Source organism: Camelimonas lactis (genome assembly GCF_004342915.1).
In the GTDB taxonomy this organism is placed as follows: domain Bacteria; phylum Pseudomonadota; class Alphaproteobacteria; order Rhizobiales; family Beijerinckiaceae; genus Camelimonas; species Camelimonas lactis.
Genome location: NZ_SLWL01000028.1, coordinates 1 through 15,723 on the forward strand (window position 1 = coordinate 1; position 15,723 = coordinate 15,723).

Annotated in this window: 15 protein-coding genes and 2 pseudogenes; 8 read left to right on the forward strand and 9 right to left on the reverse strand. The window is 60.2% G+C overall.

What is annotated here, in order from left to right; translation table 11 throughout:
• Positions 1-102: 102 nt before the first annotated feature.
• Both EV666_RS17250 and EV666_RS17255 read right to left on the reverse strand, forming a co-directional pair.
• Positions 103-1,002 (reverse strand): plasmid partitioning protein RepB C-terminal domain-containing protein, encoded by a 900-nt coding sequence (locus EV666_RS17250; protein WP_132010781.1) that lies wholly within the window; start codon positions 1,000-1,002, stop codon positions 103-105.
• Complete coding sequence (locus tag EV666_RS17255) at positions 1,002-2,519, reverse strand: recombinase family protein (RefSeq protein ID WP_280990850.1); 1,518 nt, start codon at positions 2,517-2,519, stop codon at positions 1,002-1,004. The genes EV666_RS17250 and EV666_RS17255 overlap by 1 nt, the downstream gene beginning before the upstream one ends.
• Before the next feature lie 163 nt (positions 2,520-2,682).
• On the opposite strand from EV666_RS17255, the gene EV666_RS17260 reads away from it, so the two are divergent.
• The gene (locus EV666_RS17260) at positions 2,683-3,348 is read left to right on the forward strand and encodes a Fic family protein (RefSeq protein ID WP_132010785.1); all 666 of its coding nucleotides are present in this window, start codon (positions 2,683-2,685) and stop codon (positions 3,346-3,348) included.
• Between the two features lie 48 nt (positions 3,349-3,396).
• Here EV666_RS17260 and EV666_RS17265 read toward each other — a convergent pair whose 3' ends face one another.
• From EV666_RS17265 to EV666_RS17280, 4 genes are all read right to left on the reverse strand, one after another.
• Positions 3,397-6,183 carry a UvrD-helicase domain-containing protein gene (locus EV666_RS17265; RefSeq protein WP_245514505.1) on the reverse strand — a complete coding sequence of 929 codons (2,787 nt, stop codon included), beginning with the start codon at positions 6,181-6,183 and terminating at the stop codon, positions 3,397-3,399.
• Between the two features lie 131 nt (positions 6,184-6,314).
• Positions 6,315-6,512, reverse strand: coding sequence for a hypothetical protein (locus EV666_RS17270; protein WP_028035883.1), 198 nt, complete (start codon positions 6,510-6,512; stop codon positions 6,315-6,317).
• 13 nt (positions 6,513-6,525) lie between these two features.
• Positions 6,526-6,723: a hypothetical protein gene (locus EV666_RS17275; protein ID WP_132010787.1), complete on the reverse strand. Its 198-nt coding sequence runs from the start codon at positions 6,721-6,723 to the stop codon at positions 6,526-6,528.
• Between the two features lie 25 nt (positions 6,724-6,748).
• Entirely contained in the window at positions 6,749-7,549 is an 801-nt protein-coding gene (locus EV666_RS17280) for a DUF1883 domain-containing protein (protein ID WP_088712225.1), read from the reverse strand.
• Between the two features lie 265 nt (positions 7,550-7,814).
• Between EV666_RS17280 and EV666_RS17285 the strand changes: the two genes are divergently transcribed.
• Genes EV666_RS17285 through arsH form a run of 5 tightly spaced genes read left to right on the forward strand, consistent with a single transcriptional unit; the run spans position 7,815 to position 10,924 of the window.
• A complete protein-coding gene (locus tag EV666_RS17285) occupies positions 7,815-8,177 on the forward strand; it encodes an ArsR/SmtB family transcription factor (RefSeq protein WP_088712226.1) in 363 nt (120 codons plus the stop codon).
• A complete protein-coding gene (locus EV666_RS17290) occupies positions 8,170-8,712 on the forward strand; it encodes an arsenate reductase ArsC (RefSeq protein WP_088712227.1) in 543 nt (180 codons plus the stop codon). Before EV666_RS17285 ends, EV666_RS17290 begins: the two co-directional genes overlap by 8 nt.
• Positions 8,713-8,720: 8 nt before the next feature.
• Entirely contained in the window at positions 8,721-9,146 is a 426-nt protein-coding gene (gene arsC, locus EV666_RS17295; protein WP_088712228.1) for an arsenate reductase (glutaredoxin), read from the forward strand.
• 9 nt (positions 9,147-9,155) lie between these two features.
• Positions 9,156-10,211 carry an ACR3 family arsenite efflux transporter gene (arsB, locus tag EV666_RS17300; protein ID WP_088712229.1) on the forward strand — a complete coding sequence of 352 codons (1,056 nt, stop codon included), beginning with the start codon at positions 9,156-9,158 and terminating at the stop codon, positions 10,209-10,211.
• Positions 10,211-10,924 (forward strand): arsenical resistance protein ArsH, encoded by a 714-nt coding sequence (arsH, locus tag EV666_RS17305; RefSeq protein WP_047165825.1) that lies wholly within the window; start codon positions 10,211-10,213, stop codon positions 10,922-10,924. Before arsB ends, arsH begins: the two co-directional genes overlap by 1 nt.
• A gap of 42 nt (positions 10,925-10,966) precedes the next feature.
• On the opposite strand, the gene EV666_RS17310 is transcribed toward arsH, so the two are convergent.
• Positions 10,967-11,881: a nucleotidyl transferase AbiEii/AbiGii toxin family protein gene (locus EV666_RS17310; protein WP_047165824.1), complete on the reverse strand. Its 915-nt coding sequence runs from the start codon at positions 11,879-11,881 to the stop codon at positions 10,967-10,969.
• The gene (locus tag EV666_RS17315; RefSeq protein WP_047165823.1) at positions 11,881-12,729 is read right to left on the reverse strand and encodes a type IV toxin-antitoxin system AbiEi family antitoxin domain-containing protein; all 849 of its coding nucleotides are present in this window, start codon (positions 12,727-12,729) and stop codon (positions 11,881-11,883) included. Before EV666_RS17315 ends, EV666_RS17310 begins: the two co-directional genes overlap by 1 nt.
• A gap of 704 nt (positions 12,730-13,433) precedes the next feature.
• On the opposite strand from EV666_RS17315, the pseudogene EV666_RS17320 reads away from it, so the two are divergent.
• Positions 13,434-14,625, forward strand: a pseudogene (locus tag EV666_RS17320) (tyrosine-type recombinase/integrase).
• Here EV666_RS17320 and EV666_RS18485 read toward each other — a convergent pair.
• Positions 14,591-14,878 (reverse strand): helix-turn-helix transcriptional regulator, encoded by a 288-nt coding sequence (locus EV666_RS18485; protein ID WP_132010789.1) that lies wholly within the window; start codon positions 14,876-14,878, stop codon positions 14,591-14,593. The pseudogene EV666_RS17320 and the gene EV666_RS18485 overlap by 35 nt on opposite strands.
• A 460-nt stretch (positions 14,879-15,338) precedes the next feature.
• Between EV666_RS18485 and EV666_RS17335 the strand changes: the two are divergent.
• Positions 15,339-15,628, forward strand: a pseudogene (locus tag EV666_RS17335) (transposase); the annotation flags it as partial.
• Positions 15,629-15,723: the final 95 nt, after the last annotated feature.

Sequence of the window (15,723 nt, forward strand, 5' to 3'; positions counted from 1 at the left end):
CACGATGCCGTGGAAATGCTGCCCATGATCGCGTGGAACGCGCGCCCATCATCCGGTGGAATCAGTGCCCACCATCCCGTGGAACACGCACCCTCGATCCGCTCAGCCATCGCTCTCTCCCGAAATCCGCATCGCCAGCGCGCGCGGCATGGTTGCAAGGCCCTCAGCCCTGAGCAGGTTGAGGAACCCCTCATCGCCGAGCAGGTCCTTGAGCGCCTCGACGATGAACAAGAGCCGGGTCTGGGTGAAATCGGACTTCTTGACCAGGAGCCGCTGCTTTTCCGCCTCGCGCTGATAGACCTGCATCAGATCGTTGGCGGTCATCCGCCTCCCGCTGCCCTTGCGCCCCAATCGGCCCGAAGGCAGGCCCTTGCGCTGCGCCCGCAAGCGCATGTCGAGAATGCGCCGCGCCGCTGCCAGCTTCTTGCCTCTGAGCTTGCCGGTCTCATAGGCGTCGAGCAGCAGGGTCTGGGCCTCTTCGCTCTCGGCCTTGGAAATCTCCATCGCCAGCGTGATCGGGATGACGCCGGTCTCGACCGCAGCGACCAACCGTTCCTCGCCGCGCTCAAGCAGCGAAGCGATCATGTTGACCCAGGACGCGCCGACGCCGAGCTTTTCGCCGATCGCCGTGTCGTTAAAGCCGCGGGCGCGCAAGGCGCCGATCTCGCGCATGATATCGATCGGACGCGGCGTGCGCCGGGCAATGTTTTCAACCAGGCTCATCACCAGGCATTGGCTCTCGCTGGCCTCGATCACCACGGCCGGGATTTCGCTCTGGCCGAGCATCTGGAACGCTTCGAGCCGGCCTTCGCCGCAGACCAGATCGTAGCGCGCGCCGCCCGGACCGTTATGACGCGCCACGGTGATCGGGCGCTTGAGTCCGATGGCCTCGATATTGTTGACGATCTCGCGGTGCTGGCGCTTGTTGCGCGCCCGCGAGTTCAGCACCGTGATCCGCGAAATCGGGATCATTTCGACACCGCTGGAACGCACGGCAGACATCAGGCAGCCTCCGGTAAGGGGATAGGAGCGGCGATGGTGTAGAGCAGGTCGAGGTCATCGAAGCGGTAGGCGTCGAGGGCCAGCGCATTGTCTTCGCTCAGCCGGACCTTGTCGGCCAGTTTCTCGAGGCGCGGGAACAGGTAGTAGTCGAACGGGGCGCGATTGGCGCGGTCCATGCGCACGACCACGGTAATGTCAGGGGCAAGCGAGGTATCAAAACGCAGCTTCCAGCGCAAAAGCCCCGTCGGGGTCTCGAAACAGCGCGCGATCACCACCGAGACGCTGAATTCGCCGTTGACGATCACCCGGTCGCTCTCGTCCTCCCGCCACGCTTCGCTGCCGCTTGCCTGCAGACCGTCGAGCACTTCGCGCAGGATGCCAGGATGAAGCTGGCGCAGTTCGCGGTTGATCGCGACATAGCGATAGTCCCGCTCCGGAGTGAACCCGACCAGGCTATAGGCCCTGAGCAGACTGCCGAACCGTGAACTGTACGCGCTGCTCGAGGCCATGGCCTCGCATTCGTCGATGATGATCCCCGAAAGCATGCCCTGACGCTGGTACAGCTCGGCCAGGGCCTTGAGCATCTCTTCATCGCTCAAGCGGAACGAGCGCGCGGCGATGATCGCGCGTGCCGCCTCGAACAACTCGCGCTCGACAATCGCCGCGAACGCGCCATCGGCGCGGATCCACATCTCGGGCACATTGCGCACCCGCTTCTTCTTGAGCTTGAACGAACGGCGGTTCCAGATATTGTCGCCGACATATTTCTCATTGATCAGCAGCTGATGGACCGTGCCGCGCGTCCAGGGCCGGCCAAGATCGGTTGTAAGGCCCCGCGCATTGAGATCGGCCGCGATCACGCTTTCGCTTCGCCCCTCATGGACAAAGGCGCGGTAGACATCGCGCACCAGCGCGACCTCTTCGTCCGGCCCAGGCGTGAGGATCACCCGGTCGGTCTGGATGCTCTTGTGCTCGCCGCGGACCAGCACCCCCTTGATCGCGCCATGTTCGTCGATCAGCGTGCGCCTCAAACCAAACCCGGCCGGGCCGCCCTGGCGATAGCCCTTTTCGATCAGCCGGCCTTGCCCGGCAAACACCTTGGTCGAGAGCTCGCGGCTATATTCGCCGGCCATGGCGCGTTTGACGCCTTTGACGATGGTCGAGACCGGGCTGCCATCATTGTCGAATTGCTCGGCGCAATATTGCACGGCAATCCCGGCGCGCCGGCAGATATATTCGTAGTAGGCGCTCTCATCGGCATCCTGGAACCGGCCCCAGCGGCTGACATCATAGACCAGCACCAATGTGAAATCGGCCGTGCCGGCCTCAACATCCTCGATCAACTGCCTGAGCGCATCGCGGCCCTCGATCTTGAGCCCGCTCTTGCCAGCATCGGCATAGGTGCGCACGATCTCGATCCCGCGCGCTTCAGCATATTGCCGGATCGCGTCGGATTGGCTTTCAGTCGAATATTTCTGATGATCGGTCGACATGCGGACATATTCGGCCGCGCGCACCAGAGGTGCCGGCTCGGATCGGTCGTCGTCGTTAAGATCCCATCTCGGCAAACTTTGCCCTTTCCTGCTTTACCTGAGGCGGTCCGGGCAACCGACCGCCTCAGCACGTGGCCTCGCCACCGCTTCCGCACCTCGACCAGTTTAACTGCGGAGAGACCGGAAGATGTTGCAGAAAAAGGGCAGGAAATTACCGCCATGGAAAGGTGTCCTGGCCACGCGCCAGATCTATGCGCAAACCATGGCCGAGCTGCTGCGCAAGGAGCACGGCGACAGCCACCGTGCGATCAAGCAGATCATGCGCCAGACCCATGCCAGCGAGCGCACCGTCAAACACTGGCTGTCGGGCCAACACGGTCCCGATACGGTGTTTTTCTTGCGTCTCGTGGTGTCCTCACCCGTCATTCGCGCTTTCGTCCTCGGGATCATCGAGGGACCGGTGGCCGCCAAACTGTCAGGGCCAGTCGATCGCTATGCGCTGGCGGCGGCCAGGGGCGCCTATGTCGTCGGCGAGTTTGCCTGGGGCAGGAGACCTGCCGATCACCGGCCAAATGACCCTAAAGATGACTCTAATCGCGACCCTATGAATGACCCTGATCGGGCTGAACTCAATGAGCGCCAATACTGGTTTCTGGCCAGACTCGCCGAAGGCGATCGCTGCGGCGCCAGCGAGATCATGGCCTTGTGGCAAGTCAGCCTCAAAACCGCGCGCCGCGACATCGCCGCGCTGAAAATGGCGAACCTCATCTGCTATGTCGGATCGCGGCGGAAGGGGCGATATCGACGAACAACCAGTGCTTCGGAAACCGACGCGCGTCCGCTCGGCGGATGAGGCCGTCATTGGGGCGGATTGTCCTTCGTTACGACCGCAGACCCGGCCTTATGCGCGTCGTCGCAAGCGGGTGGCCGGATGCGTCTCAGCTCCTTCACTATGCCTGCAATCGGGGAACTGGTTGCACCCGCTGAACACCGTGCCCTTCCTGTTGCGCTTCTCGACCATCTGCCCGACCAGGCATTTGGGGCATTGACGCAGCGCAGCGCCTTCGATCGTCTCAAACCGGATCTCGTCGCCCGCGATCTCGCAAAGCTCCCGGATATAGCGCGACGGTTGCCGGCTATTGGTGATGAGATATGCGCCCCGGCTGGCGCGTGTCAGCGCAACGTAGAACAACCGTCGTTCTTCCGCATATGCGTAAGTCTCAGGGCGCGGAATAACCAGATTGAGCAGTTCATCGTCCTCGATGCGGCTTGGCACGCCATAATCGCCCTCGCTCACATCGAGCAAAACCGTATAGTCGGCCTCGAGCCCCTTGGCCCGGTGAAAAGACATCCCCGAAACCTCGATATGGGCAAAGGCGGGCGGACGTCCTGCGAACGGATCGAGCAGATTGTATCGCCATAAAACCAGAACCTTGAGCTTGGCGTTCGGCTCCTTGCGCCACTGCGCGGCCATACCGCCCAAAGCCGTGTCGAGCCGTTCGAGCAGGCGATGGCAAGCCTTGGCAAAATCGGGTCTGCCGCGCTCATCATCGATGGGAATGACCCGGATCGAACGCGCGATGGCAGGCCGTGTCGAGCGAACCGCCTTGGCGATTTGCTCCGGATTGCGCTGGACGAATTTCGCGGCCGTCTCGGCAATCAGCTGATTGCAGCGATAAGTCTGTTCCAGCCGCCCCCGCCAACTTGCCCCAAAATTGGCCTCGAACTGCGTGAAGATCGTGATGTCCGAGCCGGCAAAGCGATAGATCGACTGCCAGTCGTCGCCGACGGCGAATACCTTGCTGAACGCCACCTGCTGCTTGAGCGCCTTGATGAGATTGGCGCGCGGTTCGGAGATATCCTGGAACTCGTCGACAAGAATCAGCGAATAGGGGCTCTGATAGCGGCCGGTTTCGACAAGCCTGACGGCATCGGCGATCATGGAATCGAAATCGATCCGGTCGGTCTCTTCCAGGCGGCGGGAATAGCCTTGCGCGATCGACCAGACGACCCGGGCATAGAGCTTTGCCCGCTCCTTGTCGTGCAGGGTTTTGGCGCGTTCGAGCAGCATGTCGAGCGTCAAATGGCTGGCGCGAATGTGCTTGATGCAGATCGATATGAGCTTGTGATAATGCTTGATCACCACCGGCTCGAGCGCCTTGGTGATCTCGGCATAGTCCTTGCGCTCCAATGGCACGGCGCGCTGCGCCAACTCGGCTTCGAGCGTGCTCAAAAGCGTTTCGCTGCTGGCCTGGGCTGACGTCGTTTCGAAGAAGTCGATGCCTTTGCGGCGATAGGCCTGCCGCTTGCTCTCGGCATGCACGGCATAGTCCGCAAATGGCGAGGTCCCATCGGCGTTGAGCGCGAAGTGCTCATGCACCGTGTCAGCCTGCGGATAATAGAAGTCGGGATGGAGGTGGCGCACCGTACCATCATCGTCTTCGACTGCGATCTGCCGCTCGTATTCGAAGGCAACCGAATGCAGCCACAGCCAGTTGACGATCTTCTGCTCCTGCAGGGACTTGACGATAGTGCCGGCAAGCGAGCCGATCGTGGCAGAGCCCTTCCTGAGGCGATCGGAGACATAGCGATTGTAGTCGGTTTCGGTGTCGAAGACCTCGACCGGAATGTCGGCCTTGGGATGCACCACCAGCAGATCGCTCCACATCCGCGCGAACTCCGGATCGCTCTCGACCAAGGCTTGAATGATCTCTTCGATGACCTTGGTTTCGCCGGCAGGGTGCTCGACCCAATTGGCCAGTTGGGGCGGCCGCCCCTCGACCTCTTCGATAATGCCGCGTCCCAGCGCATGAAACGTCGTGACGCGGCAAGCCAGCTCGCTTTCCTCGACCTGCAGCTGCCGGGCGATCCGGGTCTTCAATTCATCGGCAGCACTCTTGTTGAAAGCCAGAAGCAGGATCTCCTCCGGCCGGTAGAGCTGCTTTTCCAGAACATAAGCAACCTTGCCGACCATGGTCGCGGACTTGCCCGAGCCCGCCGAGGCGACCAGCAAATTGTTGTCCTCGAGGCGAATGCAGGCTTCGCGTTGCTGATCGGACAGGGACCGCCCGTCGAGATCGTCGAAGAACGGCCCGAATGTTTCCAGCTCCGCGGCGACGAATGCTTCATTATAGGCTTGGCGAACGCCCGGATCCGTCAGGAAGGTGAACGAAGGCGGCAGAGACGCCTTGAGCTTGGCCGGCATTAACTGTGAATTCAAGAGCGGATGCGCGAGGGCGGCCGCCGCATCGCCTGGCACGCTGGCAATCGCCCGGCCAAGATCGGCCTGAGCGAGATACTGCCTGCTGCCTTCGGTGATTTTCCGAAGCTGGGCATCGACATCGTGCAAGCGGCCCGTTTCGGCGCCAATCAGGCCGAAGAGATGGGTATTGATGAAGGCGTGAAGGTCAGTGACCAATTGCGCGGCTGCTTCACCAGTCAGGCCGGACAGAGCATCCGTTCTGCCGCGAGAGCGGATCTCAACGCTGTGCCACAGCAGAGCCTTGCTGGCCGAAATCGACACAATATCGAGGCAGGCAAGCTCGATATCACCTTCCTGGCGCAACCGGATGCGCCCGGACAGTCTCGGGTCCAGGGTCAGCTTCCATTTTCCGGAAGCAAACAAACGCGCAAGAAAGCCGGGGCGGTATGTCTGCGCTCGGCCGGATAACAATTTGCTCAACGCCACCTTCGATATGCCCGAACATCCAGATTCAAAGGGCTGATTATCAGCAACTTGTTGAGATGTTCCAAACCGGTGGCGGGCAGATTTTTGAATGAGCGGTCATGAGCGCCGCCGCGGAAGTGATACTTTGACTGCTAATCGATGCGGCGCACGCGTACCGCCTTAGGCATGCCCTCGACATGCATATACCGGCCCTCGATCACCACACGCGGCCGGTACTTGTACTGATAGCGATAATAGTACTGATCCTGGCGCCAGACCGTTCCATTGGCGAGCTTGACAATGGTATCGCCGCTCCAGCCCGTCCAGGCTCCTGCAATACGCGTCTGCATCGGCGTTGTTCTCCTAGTCGATCCGGCGGACGCGGATGCCGCGGCTCATGCCCTCGACATGCATGACGTTGCCGGACAGGGTCACTGAGGGGCGGTAGGCGTAGCGATATTCATAGTGATATTCCTCCTGACACCACACCGAACCGTCGGTCAGCCGGACGATGGTGTCGCCGTCCCAACCGTTCCATTCATCCTCAATCTGCCTTCTCATTTGGTCTCTCCTGCCGCCTCCGGCGTCACGCTGCGTTCGGCAAGCGCACGACGTCGGCGATTTCCGCGGCAATCTCTTCAACGGTGTGGGTGGCGGTGCTGCGCGCCAGTCGATCGGCGAGCGAAGCCGAGTAGCCGATCACTTCGCGTTTGGAGACGTTGTGCCAGATCGGCAGCAGGATCTGTTCCCCCGATACGGCGCGGGTGACGAGCCCGTCGAGCTCGTATTCGGGCCAGCCTTTGCCAAAGAACGCCTGCGACAGCACAACCACGCCGAAGCGGCTGCTTCCCAGGCCTCGGTCGATTTTGCGGCGAAGGCTGTCGCCGATTCGCAGTTCGAATTCATCATACCAGACCGACAATCCTGCTTCGCGCAGTGCATTTGCCAGCGGTCGGACGACCTCGTTCTTGTCTTCGGACGCATGAGAGATGAAAACGTCGAACACTCGGCCATCGGGTGCCTCGGGCGGCGGCGCGAGATCATCATCGGCGTCGCGGACGAGTGTGGGGACACTGCGCAGCGGTGCCTCGTTGATTGTGGGCAGAGGGGTGAGCGCCGCACCCGGGACCACCTGAACTCCGGACCGCACCGATCCGCGAAGCCCCTGCATGTCGATGGCAACATGCCAGGTGCCGGAACGCGGCACCGGTAGGCGCACGGGAGAGCGCTTCGCGAGGCCTCCGACATAACTATGGCGACGGCCCGCTTTGTAGCTGTTGAAGTTCGAGCCATCCATGAGGCGGACGTTGGCCGCACTGCCGCTGAGCGTCACCACGACGACACTGCCCCGTTCGACATGCCCCAGATTGTAATGCGTGAAATTCATCGAGCTCTCCGATCGCGTGCGTTCAGCTAAGAGCAGACTGTTCGAGAGCGCGGAGAGCGATCGCGAATCGTCTATCCTTTTCAGGATAAAATTCGCATACGAAGGTGACAAATCCTGTCACCTACGCCGACTGCCTAACGCGGCCCAAAGTCCGGTCCGTCACCATGCGATGGACAGATGCCGCGCGATGCACACTAGGGACTGGTGCCCTGAGAGCTTTTGCTATACCAATCATCTCAATGATTCTTGAATTATTGAGATGATTATGGATGAGAAACGAGCTCTCGCGGCCTGCGCCGCGCTTTCGCAGGAGACGAGGCTACGCATCGTTCGGCTTCTTGTGACGGCCGGGCCGGAAGGAATGTCCGCCGGTGCCATCGGCGAAGCAGTGGACGGCGCGTCCTCTTCGCGCATGTCTTTTCACCTGAGCCATCTAGAACAGGCCGGGCTTGTTGAATCCCGTCGAGCCGGGCGCTCGATTATCTACACCGCGGCGCTCGGGGTGCTCTCGGGCCTTATCGAATTCCTCATGCGCGACTGCTGTCAGGGGCACCCGGAAGTGTGCAACCCGGCCATGGCCGCGTTGTCATCTTGTTGCGAACCGACGAAAGGCACAGCCCATGTCTGATGCAAGCCAACCCGATCGTATTTTCAAGGTCCTGTTTCTGTGTACCGGCAATTCGGCGCGCTCGATCCTGGCAGAAAGCATCCTGAACAAGGATGGCGCGGGTCGCTTTCGTGCCTTTTCCGCCGGCAGTCAGCCCAAGGGGAAGGTCCATCCCCTCGCGTTGAAGGTGCTGAAAAGCTTTGACTATCCTGCCGACGGCTTGCGCTCGAAGAGCTGGGAAGAATTCGCTGCGTCTGATGCGCCGACCATGGATTTCGTGTTCACGGTCTGCGACAGCGCGGCCGGTGAAGCCTGTCCGGTCTGGCCGGGCCAGCCAATGACCGCGCACTGGGGCATCGAAGATCCCGCCCCGGTGGAAGGCTCCGAGATCGAACAGGAAGCCGCCTTCGTTGCGGCCCTTCGCTACCTCAAGAATCGCATCTCCATTTTTACCGCGCTCCCCGTAGCCAGCCTCGACAAGGCATCCCTGCGCGCCAAGCTCGTGGAGATAGGGCAATCGGATGGGGCGTCCTCGTCCCGCAACAGCGCCGCGTGAGGTCAGCCATGGACGTTGTCATCTATCACAACCCCGAGTGCGGTACCTCACGCAACACGCTGGCGATGATCCGCAATGCCGGTGTCGAACCCCATGTCATCGAATATCTAAAGACCCCGCCCTCAAGGGTGATGCTGGACCAGCTCATCCAGCGCATGGGCATATCGGTGCGCGCGCTGCTGCGCGAAAAGGGAACGCCTTATGGGGAGCTCGGTCTTGGCGATCCGGCGCTGACCGACGACCAGCTTCTCGACGCCATGATGGCGCATCCGATCCTCATCAATCGACCGATCGTGGCCACACCCAAGGGCGTGAAACTCTGCCGGCCGTCTGAAGTCGTGCTCGACCTGCTGCCGCCGCAGCAAGACAAATTCATCAAGGAAGATGGCGAGCGCGTCATTGACGAGCACGGTCACCGCGTAGCGACCGCATAAGGGAAATCCATGTCCACATTCGAACGCTACCTAACCCTGTGGGTCGCGCTTTGCATCATCCTTGGCATTGCACTCGGCCATTTTGTGCCGGGCGTGTTCCAGGCCATTGGCGCAGCCGAAATCGCTAACGTCAATCTGCCGGTGGCGGGGCTGATCTGGCTGATGGTTATACCGATGCTGCTGAAGATCGACTTCACGACGCTCGGCGAAGTTGGCCGGCACTGGCGGGGCATTGGCGTAACGCTGTTTATCAACTGGGCGATCAAGCCTTTCTCGATGGCGTTGCTGGCCTGGCTGTTCATCGGCTGGCTCTTCCGGCCCTTTCTGCCGGCCGGCCAGATCGACAGCTATATCGCCGGCCTGATCATTCTTGCCGCTGCCCCGTGCACGGCGATGGTGTTCGTCTGGTCGCACCTGACCAAGGGCGAGCCGCATTTCACGCTCTCCCAGGTCGCGCTCAATGACGCGATCATGGTGGTGGCCTTCGCGCCGATCGTTGGCCTGCTGCTCGGCCTGTCGGCGATCACCGTACCATGGGGCACGCTCGTTTTATCGGTTGTGCTTTATATCGTGATCCCGGTGATTATCGCCCAGATCGTGCGTCGCTATTTGCTGGCGGCAGGCGGGCAAGCCGCGCTCGACCGGCTGCTCGCCAGGCTAAGCCCGGCCTCGCTGACGGCGCTGCTGGTGACACTGGTGCTGTTATTCGGCTTTCAGGGCGAACAGATCATCGCCCAGCCGATGGTCATCGGGCTGCTCGCGGTGCCGATCCTGATCCAGGTCTATTTCAACTCCGGACTTGCCTATTTGCTGAATCGGATCACGGGCGAGCAGCATTGCGTCGCCGGCCCTTCGGCCCTTATCGGTGCCTCCAACTTCTTCGAACTCGCCGTCGCCGCTGCCATCAGCCTGTTCGGGTTCCATTCGGGCGCGGCGCTCGCCACCGTCGTCGGCGTTCTCATCGAAGTGCCGGTCATGCTCTCGGTCGTGTGGATCGTGAACCGCTCGAAAGGTTGGTATGAGCGGGGCAGCAAGACCGTGGCTGTCGCGGAGGCGAACCACTAATGCTGAACGCTCTGCCCAATATCGATCCCGGTTGCATCGATGTTCCCGATATTGACCGGCTGCGGGCGTCGCCTTCGGCGCATCGGCCGCGCATCCTGCTGCTTTATGGCTCGCTTCGCGAGCGCTCCTATAGCCGGTTTCTGACGCAGGAGGCCGAACTACTGCTGAATGCCTTTGGCGCCGAAACACGCATCTTCGACCCGACCGGCCTGCCATTGCCGGACGGAGCGGAAGTCGCTCACCCGAAAGTGCAGGAGCTGCGTGACCTGTCGCTCTGGTCGGAGGGGCAGGTCTGGACGAGTCCCGAGCGGCACGGCGCGATGAGCGCGGTGATGAAGGCCCAGATCGACTGGATTCCCCTTTCGGTCGGGGCCGTCCGGCCGACACAGGGCCGAACACTGGCCGTCATGCAAGTATCGGGCGGCTCCCAGAGCTTCAACGCCGTCAATCAGATGCGGGTGCTTGGTCGATGGATGCGCATGGTGACGATCCCCAACCAGTCATCCGTCGCCAAGGCGTTCCAGCAATTCGACGAGGCCGGCCGCATGAAACCGTCCTCCTACTACGATCGCGTGGTCGACGTGATGGAGGAGCTGGTCAAGTTCACGTTGCTCACACGGGATGTCTCGACCTATCTCACCGATCGCTATTCGGAGCGCAAGGAAAGCGCCGAAGCGCTGATGGAGCGCGTGAACCTTTCGGCCGCCACCTGATTTGCTCGCCGATGATGATGACGGCTCCGGCCTTCTACGACCCTATGTTGCCAGAACCTCTTCAAGCTGCCGCACCAGTGCCTGGCGTTTCTCAGCCTTCAAACCATCGAGGTTTTGTTGCCGCCATCGCACGGCCGGCAGTTCGGCGCCGGCCTCCAGGTTGAGGGCTGGCCAGTCGGGTTCGCCGCGCTCGAACGCCAACAGAAATTGGCGGTGCGCATTGGGCATCTCTCCGACGATGTCGGCAATCAGTGCTTCACGCGCCGCAAGCAGGGTCTCGAGTTCGACCGGTTGTCGCGTCATGCCGACGAAACCTCGGTCAAATTCTACCGCAATATCTTTGCGCCGCACCGCCAGAACTTCGGCCATGGGGCGGTCGTGGCTGATCAGGTAGATGAGGAAGGCCCGACGCAGCGCATCGTCGATGCCTTCATTCGCCAGAAGATCACGCACGTCGAACAGATCGCGTGGATGCTGACGGTCGAGGGCGGCGACAATCTTGCCGGCGTAGAGATCGGGAAACGAGACGATCCGCATTTCGGCAAAGCCGAATTCATCTTCCACGCTGGGGGAGACCGACCGTATGGCGGGCTCGAACACGCAGCCACGCAGGACCGGCGTCACCTCAATCTTGATTTGCGCGCCATCGCCACGGACGACGAGCTTAGTGATCACATTCTCGCGCGAGCGTGACGGAGCGACACGGGAGCCGCGGACTGACTCGGTAATGCGCTCAGCGATGCGCGCCATCGCCGCATTGATCGTTGCAAGCGAGGTCGCGCGGTCCTGCACTGGCAGGTAGGTAAGATCGATATCGACCGAGAGGCGCGGCAGGTCGCGCACGAACAGATTGATCGCCGTGCCACCCTTCATCGCGAAGCACTCTTCCGCAACCACCGAAGGCAGTGTGCGGATCAGTAATGCGACCTGATTTCGGTAAGTGTCCGCAAATGCCATCAATACGCCTCGGCCAGTTCCTTGGGGACAGTGATCTCGTAGGTCGGGTCGTACCTGCCGTCCTTGACCAGCATGCGCTTGCCCGAACCCAGTTCGATTGCGGTCCGGTCGACTTGCTTGAGCCATGCATGGCGATGCCGATCGGCAAAGAAGAAGAACAGGCGCTTCACCTTCACACTGCGGCAGCGGACAAGCAGCTTCTGGAGCCGCCTCGGCGCAAGATCGCTCAGACCTTCCATCAGCACGTCGACCTGATCGAAGCTCTCACGCTGGGGCAGCTCATCGAGAAGTTCGAGAACCGCCCGTTCGGGCGTCGATACCGTCAACGGCCAATCCCATTGCCCCCAGGGCAGAGCGCGCAATCCGGCGTCCTGAAAAGATCCCGCAACTCGCGCATCAGGTGCGCGGTCCGAAACGAGGGAAGGAAAGCTGACATCCTCCAGGTCGGCCCCGAAGAGCGGCGAGCTGTTGTGATACACGAACCGTTCCTTCAGTGGGAGCGTCGTGAGCCAGCTGGGCGGCTTCGCTGGACCGTGAAGATGGATCTCGGAACGATCCTGTGAGAGGTAATGGGCATAGCCTTGCAGCTCGAGGGCTGTCCGGCCGCCAACGGTGAGACGATAGCCGAGAAGCGTCTGCAGCGAGACGACCACCTGCTGCCAGCCAAGCTGTCCGCGAGGGCGCCGATACACTCGGCGTGCCGGCTGCTCGAGCCAGCCAGAGGCAACATATTTGGTGCGCAGCGAGGTTGAGTAGCCTTGAGCGGAAAGCCACGCGGCATCGACGAGCAGGCCCTCAGGCAGGACCTGTTCCAGTTGCTTTAACTTTCCTATTGTTTGCTCACTCATAGTGAGTGTTTTAGCATATTTTCAAACCAAGCGCCAGTTTGAAGATGCCCTGGTTTGCTGCTTTGTGGTTAGCAAATCGGCATAAACGCAAACTGACCTCTTGTCCGAGGCAGGCTGCTCGTTGTGGTCAGCGGTGTTTTCTGCTACAGATTGGGTCAATCTGTGGGACGGCGTTCACAGGGTCGAGACTGGCGATTGACGCCGATTGTCCTTGAAACCCACAAATTTTTTTTCGACCCTTTTTCCCTTTAAAATCAAAAGCGTAACATTTTGACTAGCCAGTAGTCGGTTTTTGCGCGCCCCAAGGCCATAATTATACGTGATATCAACGGCTTAATGTTGGTTTGGACGATTGAGTGGGAGTGATTCAGACCCATCCGAACGCCGCCGATTTTACGCTGTGCTACGATCTAAGGCACTGAAAACAAAAATAATATATCCAGTAGTTATCGGCATCTATCGGTGAGCATAGATCATGTCAGGCGGCCTCGCTGATGGGCCTCGTCCCCATTAATCAACCGGAAAAACGAAAGTACCGTCAGGTCAGACGAGGCCGATGACGGTACTTTTTTCGAATTAACGCACTGAAATATAATCGTTTTAATCGTCATTGACCTCCAAAAACCGCGTGACGGTACTTTTCCGCAAGGAGGCCCGAAATGTTGACCGACGCAGAACTCAACTGATTGAAACCAAAAGAGAAAATGTACAAGGTGTCTGATCGTGACGGCATGTATGTGCGCGTCGCGCCGTCGGGCGCCATCTCGTTCAGGCTCGACTATCGGCTGAACGGCAGGCGGGAGACCGTCTATCTCGGCAGATATGCCCGTGACGGAATATCGCTCGCCAGGGCTCGCGAGTTATGCATCGACGCGCGACGCGCGATCGCCGAAGGGCGGTCTCCCGCCATCGAGAAGCAGCGGGAGAAGCGCCGGATCAAGGAAGCAAAGAGCTTCGGCCAGTTCGGCGAGAAATGGCTGACCAATGCGACCATGGCCGACAGCACGCGTGCGATGCGTCGCTCTATCTTCGAGCGCGAGCTCATGCCCGTCTGGCGGAATCGTCTCCTGACAGAGATCACTCCCGATGATCTGCGCGCTCACTGCGGCAAGATCGTCGAACGGGGAGCGCCAGCGACCGCCATCCACGTGAGGGATATCCTGAAGCAAATCTACGGCTTCGCCATTCTCCACGGTGAGAAGGTCGCCAACCCTGCCGATGATGTCGGCCCGACGTCGATCGCCACTTTTACGCCGAAGGACCGCGCGCTCTCGCCCGCCGAGATCCGCATCATGTTCAAGCAGCTCGAGCATGTCGCGACGTTGCCAACGATTCGCCTCGGTATGAAGCTCTATCTCCTCACCATGGTCCGGAAGAGCGAGTTGCAGGATGCAGTGTGGGACGAGATCGATTTCGACAACGCCGTCTGGACCATCCCGAAGGAGCGCATGAAGCGGTCGAAGCCGCACAACGTCTACCTTTGCCGACAGACGTTAGACATCATGATCGCGCTCAATACTTGCTCCGGCAACTCCCGATATCTTTTGCCGTCTCGGTACGACGCGGACGCGCCAATGTCTCGCGCGACCTTCAATCGGATCACCTACGCCGTCGTCGAGCGAGCCAAGAAGGAGGGGTTGCCACTGGAGCCATTCACGGTCCATGATCTGCGCCGGACGGGGTCGACGCTGTTAAATGAGCTGGGCTTTAACAGCGACTGGATCGAAAAGTGCCTGGCGCACGAGGATGGGCGCTCGTCGCGCGGTGTCTATAACAAGGCCGAGTATGAGGTGCAGCGTCGGCATATGATGCAGCAGTGGGCGGATACCGTGGAAGTATGCCCCTACGCTTTTGCCGCAAGCTATGCCCTTGATGGAACTGGATCCCGCCCTTTGACCGGGCGGGATTTACGCTTGGAAACGTCAGGATGTTGGGCACGCCGGATGGGCGCAGCCCGCCGTGCCGTGAGCCAAGCCTCGACCTCGGCCAAGTCCCATACGATACAACGCGGCGAGAGCGCGAACCGACGGGGGAACTCGCCACGCTGCTCCATCTCATATATGGTGCTGTCGGCGAGAGGGATCATTTCGCGGAGTTGATGGCGTCGGATTGTCCGCCGTAGATATTTACCAGATGATTTCGAAGTCATTCCGAGGCTCCTATTGCTTCAGGCTTTCACTATAGAAAGCGATAGATCCTGAAAGATGGAAGAGCCTCAATCTGCATGTGCGGCAATAGCGTACTCCAGCGTGCAAATCGGATGGGTATTGAACTGGGAGCAACTTACGCGGGGCAAGGCAGAAAACTACGATGTGGCTTTTTCCCTGCTCAGCAAAGTCTGCTTGCGCTCGATCTGCGACAAAAACATGTCGGGCGATGATAACCATCGGCAGCTGTACGCTATAGTACTTCAGTAGCTCAGCGCGAATTGCAGGAATACCGCGCTGCGGCTCTCCATTGGCGCTGACGAGGATGGCGTCGGGCTCATAGAAGCCGCACATAATGTCAACGTCCATCGAGTTGAAGTGCTGAAGTAGCGAAGGAATGACGTTGCCCCCGGAGCCTGTTCCGGATTGAAGTTTGATCTGGCCCTGCTGAGAGGACCAGACATGAAGCGCACCCGGTTTTCAGAAGAACAGATCATCGCCATTCTGAAAGAGCACGCCGGCGTTCCGGTCGCGGAGCTCTGCCGGAAGCACGGGGTCAGTGACGCCAGCATCTACAAGTGGAAGGCGCGGTTTGGCGGCATGGAGGTGTCCGGGGCCAAACGGCTGCGGACCCTGGAGGACGAGAACAGTCGTCTGAAACGCATGCTGGCCGACGCAATGCTCGACAATGCGGCGCTCAAGGATCTTTTGGGAAAGAAATGGTGACGCCCGCCACAAGGCGGCAAGCCGTTTGTAAACACCGGAATAAAAAGAGGCCATTCACCGGTTTAAAAGTAGGCCAGTCGGGTCAATTATAAAGCCTCATGACGAGGCGGTTTGTGCTCGG

Coding starts and splice junctions, on each gene's coding strand:
- EV666_RS17285 (WP_088712226.1), top strand. CDS start 7,815: ATGGATGAGAAACGAGCTCTCGCGGCCTGCGCCGCGCTTTCGCAGGAG.
- EV666_RS17260 (WP_132010785.1), top strand. CDS start 2,683: ATGTTGCAGAAAAAGGGCAGGAAATTACCGCCATGGAAAGGTGTCCTG.
- EV666_RS17310 (WP_047165824.1), bottom strand. CDS start 11,881: ATGGCATTTGCGGACACTTACCGAAATCAGGTCGCATTACTGATCCGC.
- EV666_RS17275 (WP_132010787.1), bottom strand. CDS start 6,723: ATGAGAAGGCAGATTGAGGATGAATGGAACGGTTGGGACGGCGACACC.
- EV666_RS17250 (WP_132010781.1), bottom strand. CDS start 1,002: ATGTCTGCCGTGCGTTCCAGCGGTGTCGAAATGATCCCGATTTCGCGG.
- EV666_RS17280 (WP_088712225.1), bottom strand. CDS start 7,549: ATGAATTTCACGCATTACAATCTGGGGCATGTCGAACGGGGCAGTGTC.
- arsB (WP_088712229.1), top strand. CDS start 9,156: ATGTCCACATTCGAACGCTACCTAACCCTGTGGGTCGCGCTTTGCATC.
- EV666_RS17315 (WP_047165823.1), bottom strand. CDS start 12,729: ATGAGTGAGCAAACAATAGGAAAGTTAAAGCAACTGGAACAGGTCCTG.
- EV666_RS17290 (WP_088712227.1), top strand. CDS start 8,170: ATGTCTGATGCAAGCCAACCCGATCGTATTTTCAAGGTCCTGTTTCTG.
- arsH (WP_047165825.1), top strand. CDS start 10,211: ATGCTGAACGCTCTGCCCAATATCGATCCCGGTTGCATCGATGTTCCC.
- EV666_RS18485 (WP_132010789.1), bottom strand. CDS start 14,878: ATGACTTCGAAATCATCTGGTAAATATCTACGGCGGACAATCCGACGC.
- arsC (WP_088712228.1), top strand. CDS start 8,721: ATGGACGTTGTCATCTATCACAACCCCGAGTGCGGTACCTCACGCAAC.
- EV666_RS17270 (WP_028035883.1), bottom strand. CDS start 6,512: ATGCAGACGCGTATTGCAGGAGCCTGGACGGGCTGGAGCGGCGATACC.